General features: G+C 58.2%; 18 protein-coding genes. 9 read left to right on the top strand and 9 right to left on the bottom strand.

What is annotated here, in order from left to right; all coding sequences use genetic code 11:
* The first annotated feature begins 2 nt into the window (after nt 1–2).
* The 3 genes from APR53_03925 to APR53_03915 all read left to right on the top strand — a co-directional run bounded on the left by APR53_03925 (nt 3) and on the right by APR53_03915 (nt 1,780).
* On the top strand, nt 3–608 hold the full coding sequence (locus tag APR53_03925; protein ID KQC04086.1) for a hypothetical protein: 606 nt from the start codon (nt 3–5) through the stop codon (nt 606–608).
* Complete coding sequence (locus APR53_03920) at nt 608–1,135, top strand: cytidylate kinase (GenBank protein KQC04085.1); 528 nt, start codon at nt 608–610, stop codon at nt 1,133–1,135. The genes APR53_03925 and APR53_03920 overlap by 1 nt, the downstream gene beginning before the upstream one ends.
* Nucleotides 1,136–1,291: 156 nt before the next feature.
* Nucleotides 1,292–1,780 (top strand): methionine sulfoxide reductase A, encoded by a 489-nt coding sequence (locus tag APR53_03915; GenBank protein ID KQC04084.1) that lies wholly within the window; start codon nt 1,292–1,294, stop codon nt 1,778–1,780.
* Nucleotides 1,781–1,816: 36 nt separating this feature from the next.
* On the opposite strand, the gene APR53_03910 is transcribed toward APR53_03915, so the two are convergent.
* The 4 genes from APR53_03910 to APR53_03895 all read right to left on the bottom strand — a co-directional run bounded on the left by APR53_03910 (nt 1,817) and on the right by APR53_03895 (nt 6,781).
* Entirely contained in the window at nt 1,817–3,010 is a 1,194-nt protein-coding gene (locus APR53_03910) for a peptidase M24 (GenBank protein KQC04083.1), read from the bottom strand.
* A 309-nt stretch (nt 3,011–3,319) separates the two neighbouring features.
* On the bottom strand, nt 3,320–4,105 hold the full coding sequence (locus tag APR53_03905; protein ID KQC04082.1) for a cobalt transporter: 786 nt from the start codon (nt 4,103–4,105) through the stop codon (nt 3,320–3,322).
* Nucleotides 4,106–4,107: 2 nt separating this feature from the next.
* The gene (locus APR53_03900; protein KQC04081.1) at nt 4,108–6,141 is read right to left on the bottom strand and encodes an ABC transporter; all 2,034 of its coding nucleotides are present in this window, start codon (nt 6,139–6,141) and stop codon (nt 4,108–4,110) included.
* Between the two features lie 121 nt (nt 6,142–6,262).
* Nucleotides 6,263–6,781 (bottom strand): hypothetical protein, encoded by a 519-nt coding sequence (locus tag APR53_03895; GenBank protein KQC04080.1) that lies wholly within the window; start codon nt 6,779–6,781, stop codon nt 6,263–6,265.
* A 159-nt stretch (nt 6,782–6,940) separates the two neighbouring features.
* On the opposite strand from APR53_03895, the gene APR53_03890 reads away from it, so the two are divergent.
* Together APR53_03890 and APR53_03885 are read left to right on the top strand one after the other, a co-directional pair.
* Complete coding sequence (locus tag APR53_03890) at nt 6,941–7,333, top strand: cytosine deaminase (protein KQC04114.1); 393 nt, start codon at nt 6,941–6,943, stop codon at nt 7,331–7,333.
* A 122-nt stretch (nt 7,334–7,455) separates the two neighbouring features.
* Nucleotides 7,456–8,133, top strand: coding sequence for a hypothetical protein (locus APR53_03885; protein KQC04113.1), 678 nt, complete (start codon nt 7,456–7,458; stop codon nt 8,131–8,133).
* A gap of 353 nt (nt 8,134–8,486) precedes the next feature.
* Here the strand turns inward: APR53_03885 and APR53_03880 are convergent, their stop codons facing one another.
* The gene (locus APR53_03880; protein ID KQC04079.1) at nt 8,487–9,071 is read right to left on the bottom strand and encodes a peptidase M54; all 585 of its coding nucleotides are present in this window, start codon (nt 9,069–9,071) and stop codon (nt 8,487–8,489) included.
* A gap of 18 nt (nt 9,072–9,089) precedes the next feature.
* On the opposite strand from APR53_03880, the gene APR53_03875 reads away from it, so the two are divergent.
* A complete protein-coding gene (locus tag APR53_03875; GenBank protein KQC04078.1) occupies nt 9,090–9,530 on the top strand; it encodes a hypothetical protein in 441 nt (146 codons plus the stop codon).
* Here APR53_03875 and APR53_03870 read toward each other — a convergent pair.
* Entirely contained in the window at nt 9,507–10,841 is a 1,335-nt protein-coding gene (locus APR53_03870) for a replication protein C (protein KQC04077.1), read from the bottom strand. The two genes, APR53_03875 and APR53_03870, sit on opposite strands and share 24 nt — an antisense overlap.
* 134 nt (nt 10,842–10,975) lie before the next feature.
* Between APR53_03870 and APR53_03865 the strand changes: the two genes are divergently transcribed.
* The 3 genes from APR53_03865 (at nt 10,976) to APR53_03855 (ending at nt 13,132) form a co-directional block, all read left to right on the top strand.
* Nucleotides 10,976–12,013 (top strand): hypothetical protein, encoded by a 1,038-nt coding sequence (locus APR53_03865; GenBank protein KQC04076.1) that lies wholly within the window; start codon nt 10,976–10,978, stop codon nt 12,011–12,013.
* On the top strand, nt 11,985–12,743 hold the full coding sequence (locus tag APR53_03860) for a phosphotransacetylase (GenBank protein ID KQC04075.1): 759 nt from the start codon (nt 11,985–11,987) through the stop codon (nt 12,741–12,743). Before APR53_03865 ends, APR53_03860 begins: the two co-directional genes overlap by 29 nt.
* 182 nt (nt 12,744–12,925) lie before the next feature.
* Entirely contained in the window at nt 12,926–13,132 is a 207-nt protein-coding gene (locus APR53_03855) for a histone (GenBank protein ID KQC04074.1), read from the top strand.
* 16 nt (nt 13,133–13,148) lie between these two features.
* Here APR53_03855 and APR53_03850 read toward each other — a convergent pair whose 3' ends face one another.
* The 3 genes from APR53_03850 to APR53_03840 all read right to left on the bottom strand — a co-directional run.
* Nucleotides 13,149–13,733: an imidazoleglycerol-phosphate dehydratase gene (locus tag APR53_03850; GenBank protein ID KQC04073.1), complete on the bottom strand. Its 585-nt coding sequence runs from the start codon at nt 13,731–13,733 to the stop codon at nt 13,149–13,151.
* Nucleotides 13,730–14,440 carry a 1-(5-phosphoribosyl)-5-[(5-phosphoribosylamino)methylideneamino] imidazole-4-carboxamide isomerase gene (locus tag APR53_03845; protein ID KQC04072.1) on the bottom strand — a complete coding sequence of 237 codons (711 nt, stop codon included), beginning with the start codon at nt 14,438–14,440 and terminating at the stop codon, nt 13,730–13,732. Before APR53_03845 ends, APR53_03850 begins: the two co-directional genes overlap by 4 nt.
* Before the next feature lie 5 nt (nt 14,441–14,445).
* On the bottom strand, nt 14,446–15,079 hold a 634-nt coding region (locus APR53_03840), incomplete at its 5' end, for an ATP phosphoribosyltransferase (GenBank protein KQC04071.1).

Below are 15,079 nucleotides of genomic sequence, written 5' to 3'. Positions count from 1 at the left end.
AGATGGCGAAAGGCATAGGTCAGTACTCTTTTTTTATCGTCATGCTCCTCGCGATGGTGATTTACAGCATCGAGAGCATCCGGGTCGGTATCGGATCTGCGATGAATGTCCTGTTTGCACCGCTCATCCAGACGCCTGACGGGAGTTACGTGACCTCATGGCTGGTTATTATCCTCGCGCTCGCTGCCGTAACCGGCGTTTACTCGTCTCTTCTTCAGAAGTATACGATTGACTACGAAAAGATGCAGCGTGTCCAGAATAAGATGAAGGTTTTCCAGCAGGATTTTCGCGAAGCCCAGCTTGCCGGTGACGAGAAGAAGATCAAGAAGCTGACCGAAAAACGGGACAAGATGATGGCGGAGCAGCTTGAAATGTCACAGGAGCAGTTCAAACCGATGTCCTATATCATGGTCATCACGGTGCCGATCTTTCTGTGGCTTCTTTTCAAGGTTCCCGATATGGGCGGTGTCGTATTCCCGTACTGGGGTCTGGTCGATTTCGTGGATCCCACTCCGTTGTTCCTTCCCGCCTGGATTCTCTGGTACATGATCTGCTCGCTCACACTCTCGCAGGTGATCAGGAAGACGCTTAATATCGGGGGACTCTGATGCGGATAACCATCAGCGGACCCCCCGGCAGCGGCACGACGTCTCTCGCGAAGTTTCTCGTTGCCCGCCACGGGTTCGACCTGATCTCTGCGGGTGAAGTGTTTCGCAGTCTTGCACGGGAACGCGGCATGGACCTGGCTGCATTCGGGAAGCTTGCGGAAGAGGATGCTTCCGTCGATAAAATGATCGATGCCCGCCAGAAAGAGGTGGGAGAGAAACGCGACGATATCATCATCGAGGGCCGGCTTGCGGGGTGGATGGTGACGAACGCCGACCTCCGCATCTGGGTGACGGCGTCGCTCACCTGCCGGGGGGCCCGCGTTGCGGAGCGGGACGGAGGTGACCCCGGGGTCGCTGCGGACATGACCGCGGAACGCGAGGAGTGCGAAGCGCTCCGGTACAGTAAATACTATGCTATCGATATTGCCGATCTCTCCCCGTATGACCTTGTCGTCAGTTCTGAAAAATGGGGAAAGGAAGAGCTCGGCATGATCGTCACTACCGCGCTCGAGTATCTCTGGAAGTAACCTTTTTTTTCCCGGGCACCCGTTCGCACGGCGGGTCGTCGCATTTCCTGTCGGTTCCCTCTCCTCACGCTACCGTACCGCCGCCCGCCCCGGAGAGGCTAAATAGCACGAGGCACCACTCCACCATTATGCACAGGGCGGAGGCAGGTCCGGCGGATGGCGGCGGCGGAAAAAGGACGTGAGATGGCGTATTTTGCGGCAGGATGTTTCTGGGGAGTCGAAGCGGCTTTCCGCAAGATAGACGGCGTTTTCGCAACCGAGGTCGGGTACATGGGCGGGAAGTTATCCAATCCCTCGTACCGTGATGTCAGTACCGGGCTGACGGGTCACGCGGAGACCGTGAAGATAGTCTTCGATCCTGCTGTCGTTTCCTATGAGGATCTTCTTGAAACGTTCTGGACGATCCACGATCCGACGACGAAGAACCGGCAGGGCCCCGATATCGGTACGCAGTACCGCTCCGTGATATTTACGACGACTCCCGCACAGGTGGCGGCGGCACGCGCCTCACGTGACCGGGTAGGGGAACGGCTCAACCGGAAGGTCGCGACGGAGATTGTACCGGCATCCGAATTTTACCGGGCCGAAGAGTACCACCAGCGGTATTTCGAGAAAGAGGGAGGCCGGGGCTGCCGGTTGTGGTGAATTCATCATTCACCGAAAAACCCGAATCGCAGTCGCTCACCACACCGGGATCAACCCGGGATTACCGCCGGTGAGCGATCTCCCGCCAGTACGGGTAACCACGAAGGTGTTCTCGGTACCTACCATCCCAACGTCCCGAATCCCCTTTTTGGGCTCCAGTGCAAGGACCATTCCTTCCTGCAGCGGTTCATCGAATCCCCGGGCGATCACCGGCATTTCGTCAACCTGCAGACCCACGCCATGTCCCAGAAAATTCACCTGCCTGTCGCCGAATCCCATGAAATTTTTCAGAAATCCGGAGGATAATCCTTCCATAATCGTGATATAGATCTCTTCCGGCGTAATGCCCGGTCGCAAGAGCGAAGCCATTTCGTGCTGGATGTCCACACACTGATGGTGCGTGCGGATTGCCTCGTCCGGAAGCGGTTTTCCAAACATATAGGTCATGGTTTTATCGGTCTGGTAACCGTCGACGCCGCATGCGGTGTCGATAAACACCAGGTCGCCTTTCTTGAGTTTCCTGTCGCGGCTGCCCAGAACGGGCACAGCAGGGCTCATGCCGTAACATCCCCCCGGACCGTTGAAATAGGTCGGATAGATTGAACTCTCGCCGAAACCGAGTTGTCCGACGACGATCTCGGTCTCAAACATCCCGAACCGAACAATACCGTGGTGCCCTTCCTCAATCATCACGGAGTACACTTCGCTCCCAAATTCAGCCTCGCTCATCCCTTCACGGAGGATTCCCGGCACGAGATCTTCGAGTACCCGGCGGTGTATCTTTCCTGCCTGTTCGAGAAGCGAGAGTTCATAGGGACTTTTTATCGACCGGACCTTTGCTATCGGCATGTCCACCGCCCCGACGTGAGCGAAGGGCATATGTTTCCGGAGTCTTTCGAAGAGTGCGAGCGGCACCAGTTCCGTCTCCAGGAACACCGTATCGGCCGGGTGTCCGGTGCCGGCAAATGCATCGCGAAAACTCTTCATCGGCCTGATTGTCGGAAAAAGCGATTCTCCGAGCGCCCGTTCATAACTCCGGCGCACCCAGAACACCGCCTCATCATCACGGGGAATCAGCAGCATTCCGTCCTGCATCGTGCCTGTGAAATAAAACTGGTTGATTTTACCGAAGAATGCGGCCGTTTCCCAGTCCGGATTGTCCGTCGCCATCTGAATTCTGAAACGATTCATCCGGTCCCGGAGTTCAGGGAAGGGGACTTTACGGTGCATGCTCACATGTTTGCGATAAGCATATTTACGGGTGGTGATCGTCTTCCCGTCACGGAGGTTTGCAGTAGCCGGGACTTTTCAAACTATCTCTCAGTTGCCTTCGTGCGATGGGTGCATCGCGGGATCGGGCAGCGGCTCCGAATAGAAGCGGACGTTTATGCCGACGACGCCGGTCTCTTCAATCGCTCCGAGACGGCGGTTTCCCGTCCTGACCATCTTGTACAGCGTTTCGTAAATATCCCCGAAACACTCCCGGAATTGCGCTGTAGCGGGTGTGCGGGTGCGCTCCTGATGATGCACCGCACCCGCTTACAGCATCGTGATTGCCACAAACACCGCCACCAGCGCCACCGCAACGGCAATCAGCCCGCCATCGGCGGTCCCGAACGCCTTCTCCGCCGATGGCGTCCGCTGCATGCTCCGGAGGCCCCGGAGGTCGATGGTAAGGCCCAGCACGTTCGCCTTCCCGAGCGCGTTCGAGACCAGCGGGATGATGATCGGGGTGAGGGCTTTCACCTTCCCCGTAAAGCCCGCACCGGGGTAGTAGGCACGGGCAAGCTGGGCCTCCTGAATGCGTTTGCCCTCGAGCTGCAGGCTCGGGATAAACCGGATCGCGATGAGCAGCATGAGGGTGTAGTCCATCGGGAGTCGCAGTTTCCTGAGCGCCTCGACGAGATCGCGGGGCTGGGTCGAGATGATCATGAGCTGGAAGGCGAAGAGCATCGCGAAGAACCGGAGCGAGAGGATCAGTGCAAACGCGATTGCGCCGGTGGTGATGGGGATGAATCCGCCGATCCCCGGCACGAACCGGGGAATCAGGTACGCCACCGTCTCCCCGCCCTGCATCGTCAGCACGGTCAGGAGCAGGAGGCCCGCGGAGAGGAAGATCAGCATGGGAACCTGCCTGAGGAGTTCCCGTGCGAACCTTCCCGCAACCGAGAGGAGGAAGAGGACGACGACAATCCCGGCGAGAACGGCAGGCTCCGTTGAGATTACCGCCATGATGATGACAATCACGATGAACGTGATCTTCACGAGTGCATTCATCCGGTGAAACGGTCCGTCGATTCGCTGGTACTGAAGCAGTTCGGCCATGCCTAAACCACCTCCCCGCTGCAACCGGTATCGAGCGTTATCTTCCCGTTCTCCATTTTAATAATTCTCCGTGCATGGTTCTCTACGATACGCATGTCATGGCTCACCATGATTACCGTGTGGCCCGCATCGGCAAGTCGTTCGAGAATTCCCATGATCCGCGCCGCTTCGACGGTATCAAGTCCTGTCGTCGGTTCGTCGAGGACGATCACCTCGGGTTGCATGGCGGTGACGCACGCAATGGCAAGCCGCTGCCTCTCACCCCGGCTCATGGCACGGGGAAAACTCCCTTTCCTGTGCAGGAGCCCGACTTCGTTGAGAACCGCGGCGATGGCCTCATCCGCACCGGTCTCCTTTCCGATATTTTTCAGGCCGAAGAGGATCTCCTTCTCCACCGTATCCTCGAAGAGCATGGTGTCCGGATTCTGGAAGACAAGCCCTACATGGCGTGCAAGCTCCGTCACGGTCGCCCCCGCGGTATCCGTCCCGGAGACCGTCACTCTTCCCGATGTCGGGTGAAGAAGGCCGTTGAAATGCTTGACAAGCGTCGTCTTCCCGGATCCGTTCTCACCGATGATCGCGAGCAGTTCGCCTGCCCCGATGTCGAATGAAATCCCGTCCAGCGCGCGGGTGTCGCCGTACGCATGCACGAGGTCGCGCACCGAGATGACGGGAGGACCTGTCGGCGGGCACGGGCCGGGGGCAGGGCAGGGCGCCTCCTCTTCGTCGCTACGGCCGAACTCGCGGAAATAGTCCTCTGCCGCGTATGAGCCTGTCAGGCAGCCCTTTTCGATGCATATCACACGGTCGGCAATCCCGGCAAGCTCCTCCGGCTTCTGTTCAACCACGAGGATTGTCTTTCCGTCTGCCTTCAGGCGTGCGAGAATACCGATGATGGTTGCGGTTGCCGTTTCGTCCAGCTCTGCGGTCGCTTCGTCGAGGATCAGGCACTCTGTGCCGGAAGCGAGGGTCGCCGCAAGGGATACGCGCTGTTTCTGCCCGCCCGAGAGTGTATGGGGGGGACGATACCGGAGGTGAGCGAGATCCGTCAGCTGCAGGATCGCTTCGAGGCGCCGCTTCACGTCGGATGCCTCCATGCCCCTGTTTTCGAGACCCGAGAGGACCTCCTCCTCCACTGTGGTGAAGATCAACTGTGCATCGGCGTCATCAAAGACTACCCCGACCGTCCTGCCGATCTCTCCCATGTCGCGGTATTCCCCGGCTTTTCTCCCGAATATCTCAATGCTTCCCTCCGTAAGCCCCTCATATTCGTGGTTCAGTATGCCCGCGGCAGCAAGGCAGAATGTGGTCTTTCCGGCTCCCGTGGCTCCGTTGACAAGTACGCACTGGCCGCGGGGGATGGTGAGCGTAATGCCTGAGAGTGCCGGTGTTTCCCCCTGAGGGTAGGTATAGGAGAAGGCATCGAAGGCGATCGCATCCCCGCTCTCCGGGGCTGTTCCGGGCTGCATCTCCGGCGGGAGTGGGGGGGCGGCCCCGTTCTCACCCGTAGCGCCGCGCATCAGGATGCGCGAAGCCGGGAATGAGAGGATCTGGGCAATCAGCGCGTTCGCGATGGCCGTCAGGACGATGATGGGGGAAACTCCGATGATAAACGCTTCAATCGTAAAATTCTCTCCCGGGGGTGTGATTACCGAGGCGACGATGACCGTCAGACTGACCAGCAGGAAGGAAAATCCGCTCGCAAGGGTGGCGATGAGTGTCGCAATCCCCGGTGCAAGCGGGATGCGCCCGCGGAGCACGGTAAATACGATGAGACAGACCAGCGCGCCGAGCGGTTCGCTGATCAGGTTTGCGGGGGGGAAGATCGAGTGGCTGATCAGGGCGGACATGATGCCGGCAACGACACCGATCCCGAGCGCATCCTTCACTTTCGGGGCGATGAGGATGATCGCGAGACAGTACAGGGCGATGATCGGATTGGCGACGATCGCCCCCGGGATAATGTTTGAGAGGTACCGCAGAATCGCCCCGATGGCAAGCAGGATACCGGCAATGGCAAGGTCGCGTGATTTCATGAGGGTGCACTCCGGGAATGATGTATCACTGTGGATAGGTCTGTATATGTATGTCCATCATGGGTTTAAAATGCTCCTGTCCTCCTGCGGACGATGATGAAACCGGAAAATTAGTGGGGGATTATCTGCTCAGTATGCGCTTCGCGGGGAAGAACAGGATCTGGGTCACCACCATGTTGAAGGCTGCCGTGAGAAGCACAATGGGAAGTACCGCGAGGAAGAATCCCATGATCGTCCCGGTCGGCGTGGCGACGACGGAGGCGAGCATCACGATCATCGAGACGAACACGAAGGAGAACCCGCTTGCGCAGGTGGCAAGAAACGTGGTGACGGCCGGTGAGAGCACCGTCCGTTCGCTGATCATTCCGTATACGGCGGCACATACCAGAGCGCCGAGGGGCTCACTGATCAGGTTTGCAGGCGGGAAGATCGAATGGCTGATCAGCATGGAGAGCACCCCGGCAACAAGCCCGATCCCGGCAGCCTCCTTCATCGTCGGCCTGATAAGTATGATTGCGAGACAGTAAAGTGCGATGACGGGATTTCCGACGATCGCACCGGGAAACATATTGAAGACGAACCTGAGAATCGCACCGATGGCGAGAAGGATGCCGACGATTGCGATATCCCGTGATTTCATCTGCAATCACCCCGGCGCTGTGGAATGACAGGGGAGATCGGCAGTCTGTGCGCGGAATGGAATGTACATTTCATAATCATCAAAGTACATTTTTGTACATTTTTGTATATATATGTATGCGTAGCGATGTTTATCCCCCGGTGCATCATAGTCTCATGCATGGATGCATTCATGCAGGCTGCGATTGCGGAGGCAGAAACCGGCCTTTCAGAGGGTGGCATTCCCATCGGTGCGGTGCTCGTCAGGGACGGACGTGTCATCGGCCGGGGGCACAACCGGCGGGTGCAGCAGTCCGTTCCGGTGCTGCATGCCGGGATAGACTGCCTTCGAAACGCGGGCTGCATCGGCAGCTACGCGGGCACTATCCTGTATTCTACGCTGATGCCTCGTTTCCTCTGTGCCGGCGCGAAAACGTTTCTTGAAGAACACGGTGTCGTGGTTGAAGATCGTGACCTCTCCGGGTGTGTGGAGATGATGGCGGCATGTATACGGGAGCACCCCGTTCTCTGGGACGAGGATATCGGGGAAGGCGACGGGGAGTGCCGGTTATGACAGGGTATGCACGGTACATGGCGGCCGGAATCGTCGTGCTGGCGGCGGCACTTGTTTTTGTTCTCGCGACGGCACCGCAGGGACCCGGACCCGACCGCGATCTCCTCTTCCAGGTCTCGACCATCGACGCGCTGCTCATCGGCGACTACGAGGGCAGTGTCAGTTTTTCGGATCTCCGCGCTTGCGGCGATTTCGGTCTCGGTACCTTCGATGCGCTGGATGGCGAGATGGTGGCGTTCGAGGGCTCGTTCTGGCAGGTACGGGCGGACGGGAGCGTGACCGCCGTACCCGGCACCATGACAACGCCGTTTTCGGTCGTCACCTGGTTCGATACCGACCTGACCTTCTCCCTCGACGGACCCGTGAATCTCACGGGGATTGAAACGGCGGTGGATGCGCACCGTGTGTCGCAGAACTACTTCTCGGCCGTTTGGGTGGACGGCATATTTGACACTGTTACCGTACGCAGCGTCCCCCGGCAGGAGAAGCCGTATCCCCCGCTTGCCGACGCCGTCCTGAACCAGAGTGTCTACACCTACACATCGGTCGAGGGTGCTCTGGTCGGATTCTGGTCGCCAGCCTATGTAAGCGGGATCAATGTGCCCGGATACCATCTGCATTTCATCAGCGACGACCGGACGATGGGCGGCCACGTGCTCGGGTGTTCTCTCAGGAGCGGCGATGTGGCGCTCGATACCACCCCGCGGTTCACGATGGTTCTCCCGGACACCGCCTCGTTTTCATCCGCTGATCTGACCGGGGACCGGACTCTTGAACTCAAAACGGTGGAGAAAAAATAATGCGGGAACCGGGGCGGCACACTGCCGCTCCTCTCCCGTGGAATCTGCCGGAGGGCGGTTTTATCACGGCAAATATCCGGGGATCGGGTGTTCAGCCTCCCGAGGATAACGACCATATCGTGAGGGTATGACCGTCGGATGATGCGATCACGATACCCGCGGGATCGCCGGTGAGTATCCCGGCGTCTCCCCCTGTTTGATACGAGCCCTTCCGCGAGCAGGAACGCCATGGGGATTGAGCCTCATCACTTTCGCGACAGAGGGCGGCATCGAGGTCATAACGTCAGGAAATTGCCCGGGCTGCTGTGACGATAAGGGAAGAAGAGCAGCACCTGTATTGGCGATTCGGAGCGCTATAAATATTCTCGATCCGCAGCCGGTGCCGTCCCGGCCGTTTTTCTCCGGTCACGGCGATCGGCGAGGTGCTCCCGGCACAGCGGGCAGAGCATCTTTTTTTTCCGGTCGAGGTCATCGAGGGTCTCGGGGAGGAACATGATGCACTCGGGTTCATCACAGTGCGCAAGGCCGAAGAGGTGACCGATCTCGTGCGCACCTTCCTTGACGACACGGTCGATGATATCATCGTCGTGGTGGAGACGCCCGTAGTACCCGTTTCCGAGCCGTGCCGTGGAGATGATTGCGGTGTTGATTGCCTCGCGTGCGAGACCGAAGAGGAAATCACGTTCCGGGATGCAGAGATCGGCGGCGACCACCAGCAGCAGGGATTCCTCTGTACCGTTTACCCGTGTATATTTGTCCTGAATATCGTCGAGAATTGCCCGGGCATTATGCTGGTTTCGCTGCCGGTTAAATCCCCTGAGGAGAATCGGGCTTTCCCGCACCTCGACCGGCATATCGAGAATCTGGGAAATCATTCGTGCAACGGGCAGTTGAATGCCATCGGGGGCCTGGTGATCCCAAAAAATAATGACACCCATCGTGAATAGTATAGGGTGATGCGGGACTATAAACATATTGAAGCAAAAATAACCCGCTACATCAGTATCCGGTATCAGAATGTCGTTGAAATAGGAATAGGAAGGAATTTCTCCGTCGCGCTCGGCCTCCGTGATGCCGGACTGCGGGTTCGCTGCACCGACATATCGCCCGCGCTCGACGACCGCCTTGATATACGCCGTGACGATGTTCTATCGCCGGATCCCGCCTTCTATGCCGGTGCCGATCTGCTCTATGCGGTACGCCCCGGCATCGAAATGGTGCCGCCGATGATCCTGCTTGCCCGGCGGTGCGGCTGCCCGCTGCTTGTTTACCATCTCGGGAACGAGATCTATGGAAACGGCGGCCGGATTGTTGACTGCGGTGTTGTACTGCACTATTATTACGACCCCTCCCGCCCGTCCTGTGCCGTGCCGTCAGAAACCGTCGAAGAGCGTTGACTGCGAGTCGGCCGTCTTTTTCGGGGGAGTGGTTTCCGGTTCCGGAGGCGGGGGTGAACTTTTCTGTGTTTCGGGGAGATCCGGCAGCTCTGCAGCCTCCCGGGTGATTTTCACACTTCGTTCCCGGTCGTGGAGAAAGAAATTCAGCTCATCCGCGTCAAGATCGAACTCTCTCGCAAAGGCGGGTGCACGGGCGTTGATCATCAGCGCGATGGGAGTGAGAAAGTCGTCACGGAGCGTCTGTTGCGGCATCCGGAGGCGCCGGGAAAATTTATTCAGCACCGTGGTGCGGATCGCCTTCTGCCGCTTCATCCCGGCCATTGCCCTCCACCGGCCGGGAGGTGCGATACGGCCGGTAAGCTGCGATCCCTGTGCGGCCCGGGCAGTACCGACCAGCATCAGTGCGGTCGCATACCGCCAGAGTGTATAATACTGCCGGCGAAGGGTGTACCCGATGAATTCATCGGCACGCGAGATGCTCCGGTATGCGTCATTACGCTCTGCGGGGGATGAAATATACCGGGTATTTTCCCCGATCCACTGGATGATGGTGTCGGGCGTATCGGCGACCTCGTACGAGAGGCGGAGAAGATCCGCATCGGAGGGTGCGCGGAAGAGGCGGGCGACGAGATCGAAGATGGTGGCACGCCCGTCCTTCCCGGACGTGGCGATCCCGCGTGTGTCGAGTGAGGGACTTCCGATTGCCGCGGCATAGAGCATGTTCACCGCCGCCCGCATATCACCTGATGCGGACTCCGCAATGGAAGAGAGCGCTTCCTCGTTGCAGCCAAGCCCTTCACTCCTGCAGATATGCCTGAGGCGGGGCACGATGGAACGTGCCGGAAGGGCCTTGAACTGGATCGGTTCGCACCGTTTCTTGAGGTCCTTCGGGATGGCAAAGAGGTCGTTTGCAATCAGGATAATGGGATGAAGCGATCCCCGGATCAGGTCTCCAATCGCCTTCGCCCCTCCCCTGTCCGACGTGCCGTGGAGATTATCCGCTTCATCGAGAATGATGAGTTTGCGCTGCGCTCCCGAGAGGCTCGCCGTCATGCTGCTGGTGCCGGCGATCCGTTCGATGGCACCTTTCGTCCGCTGGTCGCTTGCATTGAGTTCGATGGTTTCCCATTGCATATCGCGGGCAAGTGCATGGGCTGCGGATGTCTTGCCGGTGCCGGGCTTCCCGTAGAGGATAAGTGGTTTGCTGCTCCGTGTCCATTCTCGCGCCCAGTCGACAATCCGGCGGATTGCAGCCCCGTTTCCAACAATATCCGGAAGATGCAGGGGCCGGTATTGTTCCGTCCAGTCCATTACGTACCTGATAGAACTGCCACGGTCAAAAAGCCGTTGGCTCTCTTTCGGTACAGAGAAGAAAGACCAAACAAATAGATTATCTTTCATGGGACGCAAATACAACTCTATCAAACGGACACATTGGTGGTAATGTGGCAGATACTTGTTCCACAGAATTCATAGCAAAGGCCGTGCGGGAGTATGCCGGTGTGACCCGGAAGAGTTCCATAGGCCGTATCATCAAGGGGTTGCGGATCGACGCGCCGAACGTGATAGCGTCGTTCGGTGAAGACGCAGCCCTCATTCAAAACAATGACGAGGGCCTCCTTCTTGCTGCAGACGGTATCTGGAGCAAACTCATGGAGGCGGATCCCTACTGGGCCGGATACTGTTCGGTGCTTGTTAATATCCATGATATCGCTGCGATGGGAGGGAAACCGCTTGCCCTCGTCGACGTTCTCTCCGTCGCAAGCGAGACCATCTGTCACGAGGTGTCGAAGGGCATGCTCGATGCCTCCCGCCAGTTTGGTGTTCCGATTGTCGGGGGGCACCTGCATCCCGACACACCCTATAATGTCATCGATGTTGCGATTCTCGGGATTGTCAGGATGGACGCGGCGATCTTCAGCCATACGGCCGGAACCGGCGACCGGGTGATCGCGGCAATCGATCTGGACGGCCGTGTACACCCTTCCTGTATTCTCAACTGGGATTCGGTGACCATGAAGTCGGCCGAAGCGGTCCGGAAGCAGATCGATGTGCTTGCCGGCCTCGGGCGCGACCGTCTCGTTACCGCAGGCAAGGATATCAGCAATCCCGGCCTGATCGGAACGCTCGGGATGCTCCTCGAGATGAGCGGCAAGGGTGCGGTACTGGATCTCGATACGATACCGAAGCCGGATCTGAAGGAGATCGGAATAAGTTTTGACCACTGGGTGCGGATGTACCCCGGCATGGGATTCGTTCTGACGGCACGTCCCGAGCATGTCGCCGAAGTCTGCCGCCGGTTCGAGGAGGCGGGAATGGCCGCGAACGATATCGGTTTTGTCGACGATAGCCGGAACCTGACCGTCACATACAAAGGAGACGCATCACCGGTTTTTGACCTCAGCAGGGAAGGCATCATGCGGATATTCAACGGAGGGGAGGTGCAACAGCCGCATGATAGTGGGGATCGGTGCAATATCTAACCCTGAAACGGTGATTTCTGCCACAGCCGGATTGCCCGAAGAGATTTCTCTCCGGTTCTATCTCACTCCCGGACAGGCTCCGGTCATCCCCCCCTATGCCGAAGCGGTCTCCGGACCCGACCCCGGACTCCTGATGGTTTCCGATCTGGCTGCGGGGCGTATCGATGCCGCAGTCAGGGGGACTCTTCCGGCAGGCAGCACGCTTTCCGCCCTGAAGGAGGTCTGCGGGGCCGATCATCTCGAACGGGTGGCGCTCCTTGAGACGGCATACGGCGTGAGGTTCCTCCTCGCCCCTGTCGGTATCGACGAGGGCTGGACTGTGGCACGGAAAGTCGCCCTGATTGCGAAGGCACGGACCCTTGCACGGCGGATTGGCATTGATGATTCGGTCGCCGTCCTGTCCGGGGGAAGGATGGGCGACATCGGAAGGCATCCGCAGGTGGACCGGAGCCTCGCCGATGCGGAACTCGTCGCCCGCCTCACCTCGTCCGTCCATTCAGAGATACTTATCGAGGATGCTGTCGGATCGCACGGGGTGATCATAGCACCGGACGGGATTTCCGGGAACCTGATATTCCGTACGCTTGTTTTCCTCGGAAAGGGGGCCGCACATGGGGCTCCCGTGGTAAATATCAATAAAATATTTGTAGATACTTCGCGCGCTTCATTAAATTATTCCAATGCGATATTGCTTGCCGCAACGCTGGCTAAATGCAAAAAAACCCATTAAACTGGTTAAAAATTAATTCTGGCTGCAATATGTCCTGCTTATTGGGTTCTGGCTTGAATACGGGGGATGGATACCGGATCTCTTCATCTGATACTCAAATGGCATGTTTCGCCAATTTTTGAGTCGGAATCCCGAAATGTTTAAATATTAACTGATATATTTTCTTTTGAGGTGGAATTAAAATGGCTGATCTACCAATTGCTGCAGTAGTTCGTATTGCAAAGAAAAATGGTGCAGAGCGTGTCGGCAGTGATGCAGCAGAGGCACTCGTAAAGGCCGCTGAAAGCTACATCGCAAACCTGACAAAGGAAGCAAACAAGCTCGCCATGCACGCCGGAAGAAAGACGATTAAAGAAGAAGATGTGGCAATGGCGGTTGAATCCGCCTGAACACTCTTATTTCTTCTCAGAACACACCTTTCGTACTCGGGATATCATCTCTTTTACCGTCAATTGCCGTTGCATTTGCGAGAGCGATGCCGAATGCCTTAAAAGCGGCTTCGCATGCATGGTGATCGTTTGCCCCGCGTATACTGATGTGGGCGGTCATGCCGGCATTGATGCACAGGCTGTAGAAGAAGTGCTCGAACAGATCGCCGGGAACCGATCCGCCGAGAGGGATGTCCGAGAACGCGTCCTCCCAGACAAGATATCCCCTGCCTCCCCAGTCGAGGGTGACCGTGGCAATCGCCTCGTCCATCGGAACGGCCGTGTGGGCAAACCGTCGGATGCCTCTCCCGTCTCCGAGTGCGTTTTTCAGTGCGGTTCCGAGGACGATACCGGTATCCTCCACCGTATGATGGCTGTCGATCGGGAGGTCGCCGGTTGCTTTCACCCAAAGGCCTATGCGGCCGTGCCGCCCCATTGCGCAGAGCATGTGGTCGAAGAACGGGATGCCGGTTGTTACGGCCACGTCCCCGTCTCCGTCCAGATCGATGCGCACCTCAACATCAGTCTCCTGTGTTTTCCGACTATACAAACCTGTTCTCATCGTATCGCCTCCAGTGCCTCGCAAAGGGCAATATTCCCGCTGTAGAGGGCGGATCCGAGCACCGCCCCGGCCACACCCATGTGGTTGAGGGCGGTGATGTCGTCGATGCACGTGATTCCCCCGGCAGCAACGACCGGAAGCCGTGTGTGCGCCACCAGCCTTCGTACGGGTTCGGGGTCGATTCCCTGCAAAAGCCCCTCCACGTCGACGTTGGTGAAGAGGAGGGACCCGGCGCCGAGGTGTTCGAATTTCTCTGCCCAGAGAAGGTAGTCCCCCGCCCGCTCCGTCCATCCCTCGACCACGATCTCTCCGCCGCGTGCATCGACACCGGCCATGACGGAGGATGAGCCGTGCGCCTCTGCAAGATCCCTGATGCTCTCCGGGTGGCGGATGGCGAGCGTACCGAGGATGACCCGGTCCACACCGAGGGCGAGCCAGGCTTCGGCATCCTCCACGCTCCGGATCCCTCCGCCGAGCTGGACGAACACACCGGTCTCCGACACGATCCTGCGAATCTGTTCCGCATTTTCCCGGGCATTGCCGAATGCACCGTCGAGGTTGATGATATGAAGGGAGCTCGCGCCCTCATCGAGCCACCGGGTTGCGCATGCAAGCGGATCCCCGTAAAACCGTGCATTCTCCCTGACTCCCTGTACAAGCTGGACGCATCGTCCCCCGAGGATATCGACGGCAGGGAATATTTCCATCAACGTCACCTGATTATGCGGTCAATCGGCATGACAAGGATATCTCTCGCACCCGCTTTCTTCAGCAGGCTGATGAGCTGATAGATCCGCTCTTCCGCCACGACGGCGTGCACCGCCACCAGATTTTGGTCGGATGCGACGTCCATTACCGTCGGGCCCGACAATCCCGGCAACACCGTTTTGACCTCATCGAGTGCCTCACGATGAACATTCATCATTACATATGCCTGTCCCTGCGCACGAATCACGCTCTCGAGGGCGAGCCGGAGCTCCTCGATCTTTCCTGCATGAGATGTCATGCTGTCCGGGTTGGCGATAAGGATCGTGCAGGACTCGAGGATCGTATCAATTACCCTCAGGCGGTTTGTCCGGAGCGTATTGCCCGAGCTTGAGAGATCCACAATTGCATCGGCGATGCCGAGGTAGGGAGTCGCCTCGCACGCTCCGCCGACCGGGACTATCGTTACATGGAGGCCGAGGCCCGAAAAATAGCCGCGGGTGATGGCGGGAAATTCGGTCGCGATCTTTGCACCGTCCAGATCGCGTGGGTTGGCGACGCCTGCATCGTCGGGCACCGCAAGGACAAGTGTTGCGGCACCGATGCCGAGGTCGAGCAGTTCGGTGACGGTTGATCCCCGC

The sequence above is a fragment of the Methanoculleus sp. SDB genome (assembly GCA_001412355.1).
Classification (GTDB): Archaea; Halobacteriota; Methanomicrobia; order Methanomicrobiales; family Methanomicrobiaceae; genus LKUD01.
This window is presented reverse-complemented; position numbering and strand designations above follow the sequence as displayed.

Excerpts from the sequence above, each read along its gene's own strand:
- APR53_03925 (KQC04086.1), top strand. The coding sequence starts at position 3 with ATGGCGAAAGGCATAGGTCAGTACTCTTTTTTTATCGTCATGCTCCTC.
- APR53_03920 (KQC04085.1), top strand. The coding sequence starts at position 608 with ATGCGGATAACCATCAGCGGACCCCCCGGCAGCGGCACGACGTCTCTC.
- APR53_03915 (KQC04084.1), top strand. The coding sequence starts at position 1,292 with ATGGCGGCGGCGGAAAAAGGACGTGAGATGGCGTATTTTGCGGCAGGA.
- APR53_03910 (KQC04083.1), bottom strand. The coding sequence starts at position 3,010 with ATGCACCGTAAAGTCCCCTTCCCTGAACTCCGGGACCGGATGAATCGT.
- APR53_03905 (KQC04082.1), bottom strand. The coding sequence starts at position 4,105 with ATGGCCGAACTGCTTCAGTACCAGCGAATCGACGGACCGTTTCACCGG.
- APR53_03900 (KQC04081.1), bottom strand. The coding sequence starts at position 6,141 with ATGAAATCACGCGACCTTGCCATTGCCGGTATCCTGCTTGCCATCGGG.
- APR53_03895 (KQC04080.1), bottom strand. The coding sequence starts at position 6,781 with ATGAAATCACGGGATATCGCAATCGTCGGCATCCTTCTCGCCATCGGT.
- APR53_03890 (KQC04114.1), top strand. The coding sequence starts at position 6,941 with ATGGATGCATTCATGCAGGCTGCGATTGCGGAGGCAGAAACCGGCCTT.
- APR53_03880 (KQC04079.1), bottom strand. The coding sequence starts at position 9,071 with ATGGGTGTCATTATTTTTTGGGATCACCAGGCCCCCGATGGCATTCAA.
- APR53_03875 (KQC04078.1), top strand. The coding sequence starts at position 9,090 with ATGCGGGACTATAAACATATTGAAGCAAAAATAACCCGCTACATCAGT.
- APR53_03870 (KQC04077.1), bottom strand. The coding sequence starts at position 10,841 with ATGGACTGGACGGAACAATACCGGCCCCTGCATCTTCCGGATATTGTT.
- APR53_03860 (KQC04075.1), top strand. The coding sequence starts at position 11,985 with ATGATAGTGGGGATCGGTGCAATATCTAACCCTGAAACGGTGATTTCT.
- APR53_03855 (KQC04074.1), top strand. The coding sequence starts at position 12,926 with ATGGCTGATCTACCAATTGCTGCAGTAGTTCGTATTGCAAAGAAAAAT.
- APR53_03850 (KQC04073.1), bottom strand. The coding sequence starts at position 13,733 with ATGAGAACAGGTTTGTATAGTCGGAAAACACAGGAGACTGATGTTGAG.
- APR53_03845 (KQC04072.1), bottom strand. The coding sequence starts at position 14,440 with ATGGAAATATTCCCTGCCGTCGATATCCTCGGGGGACGATGCGTCCAG.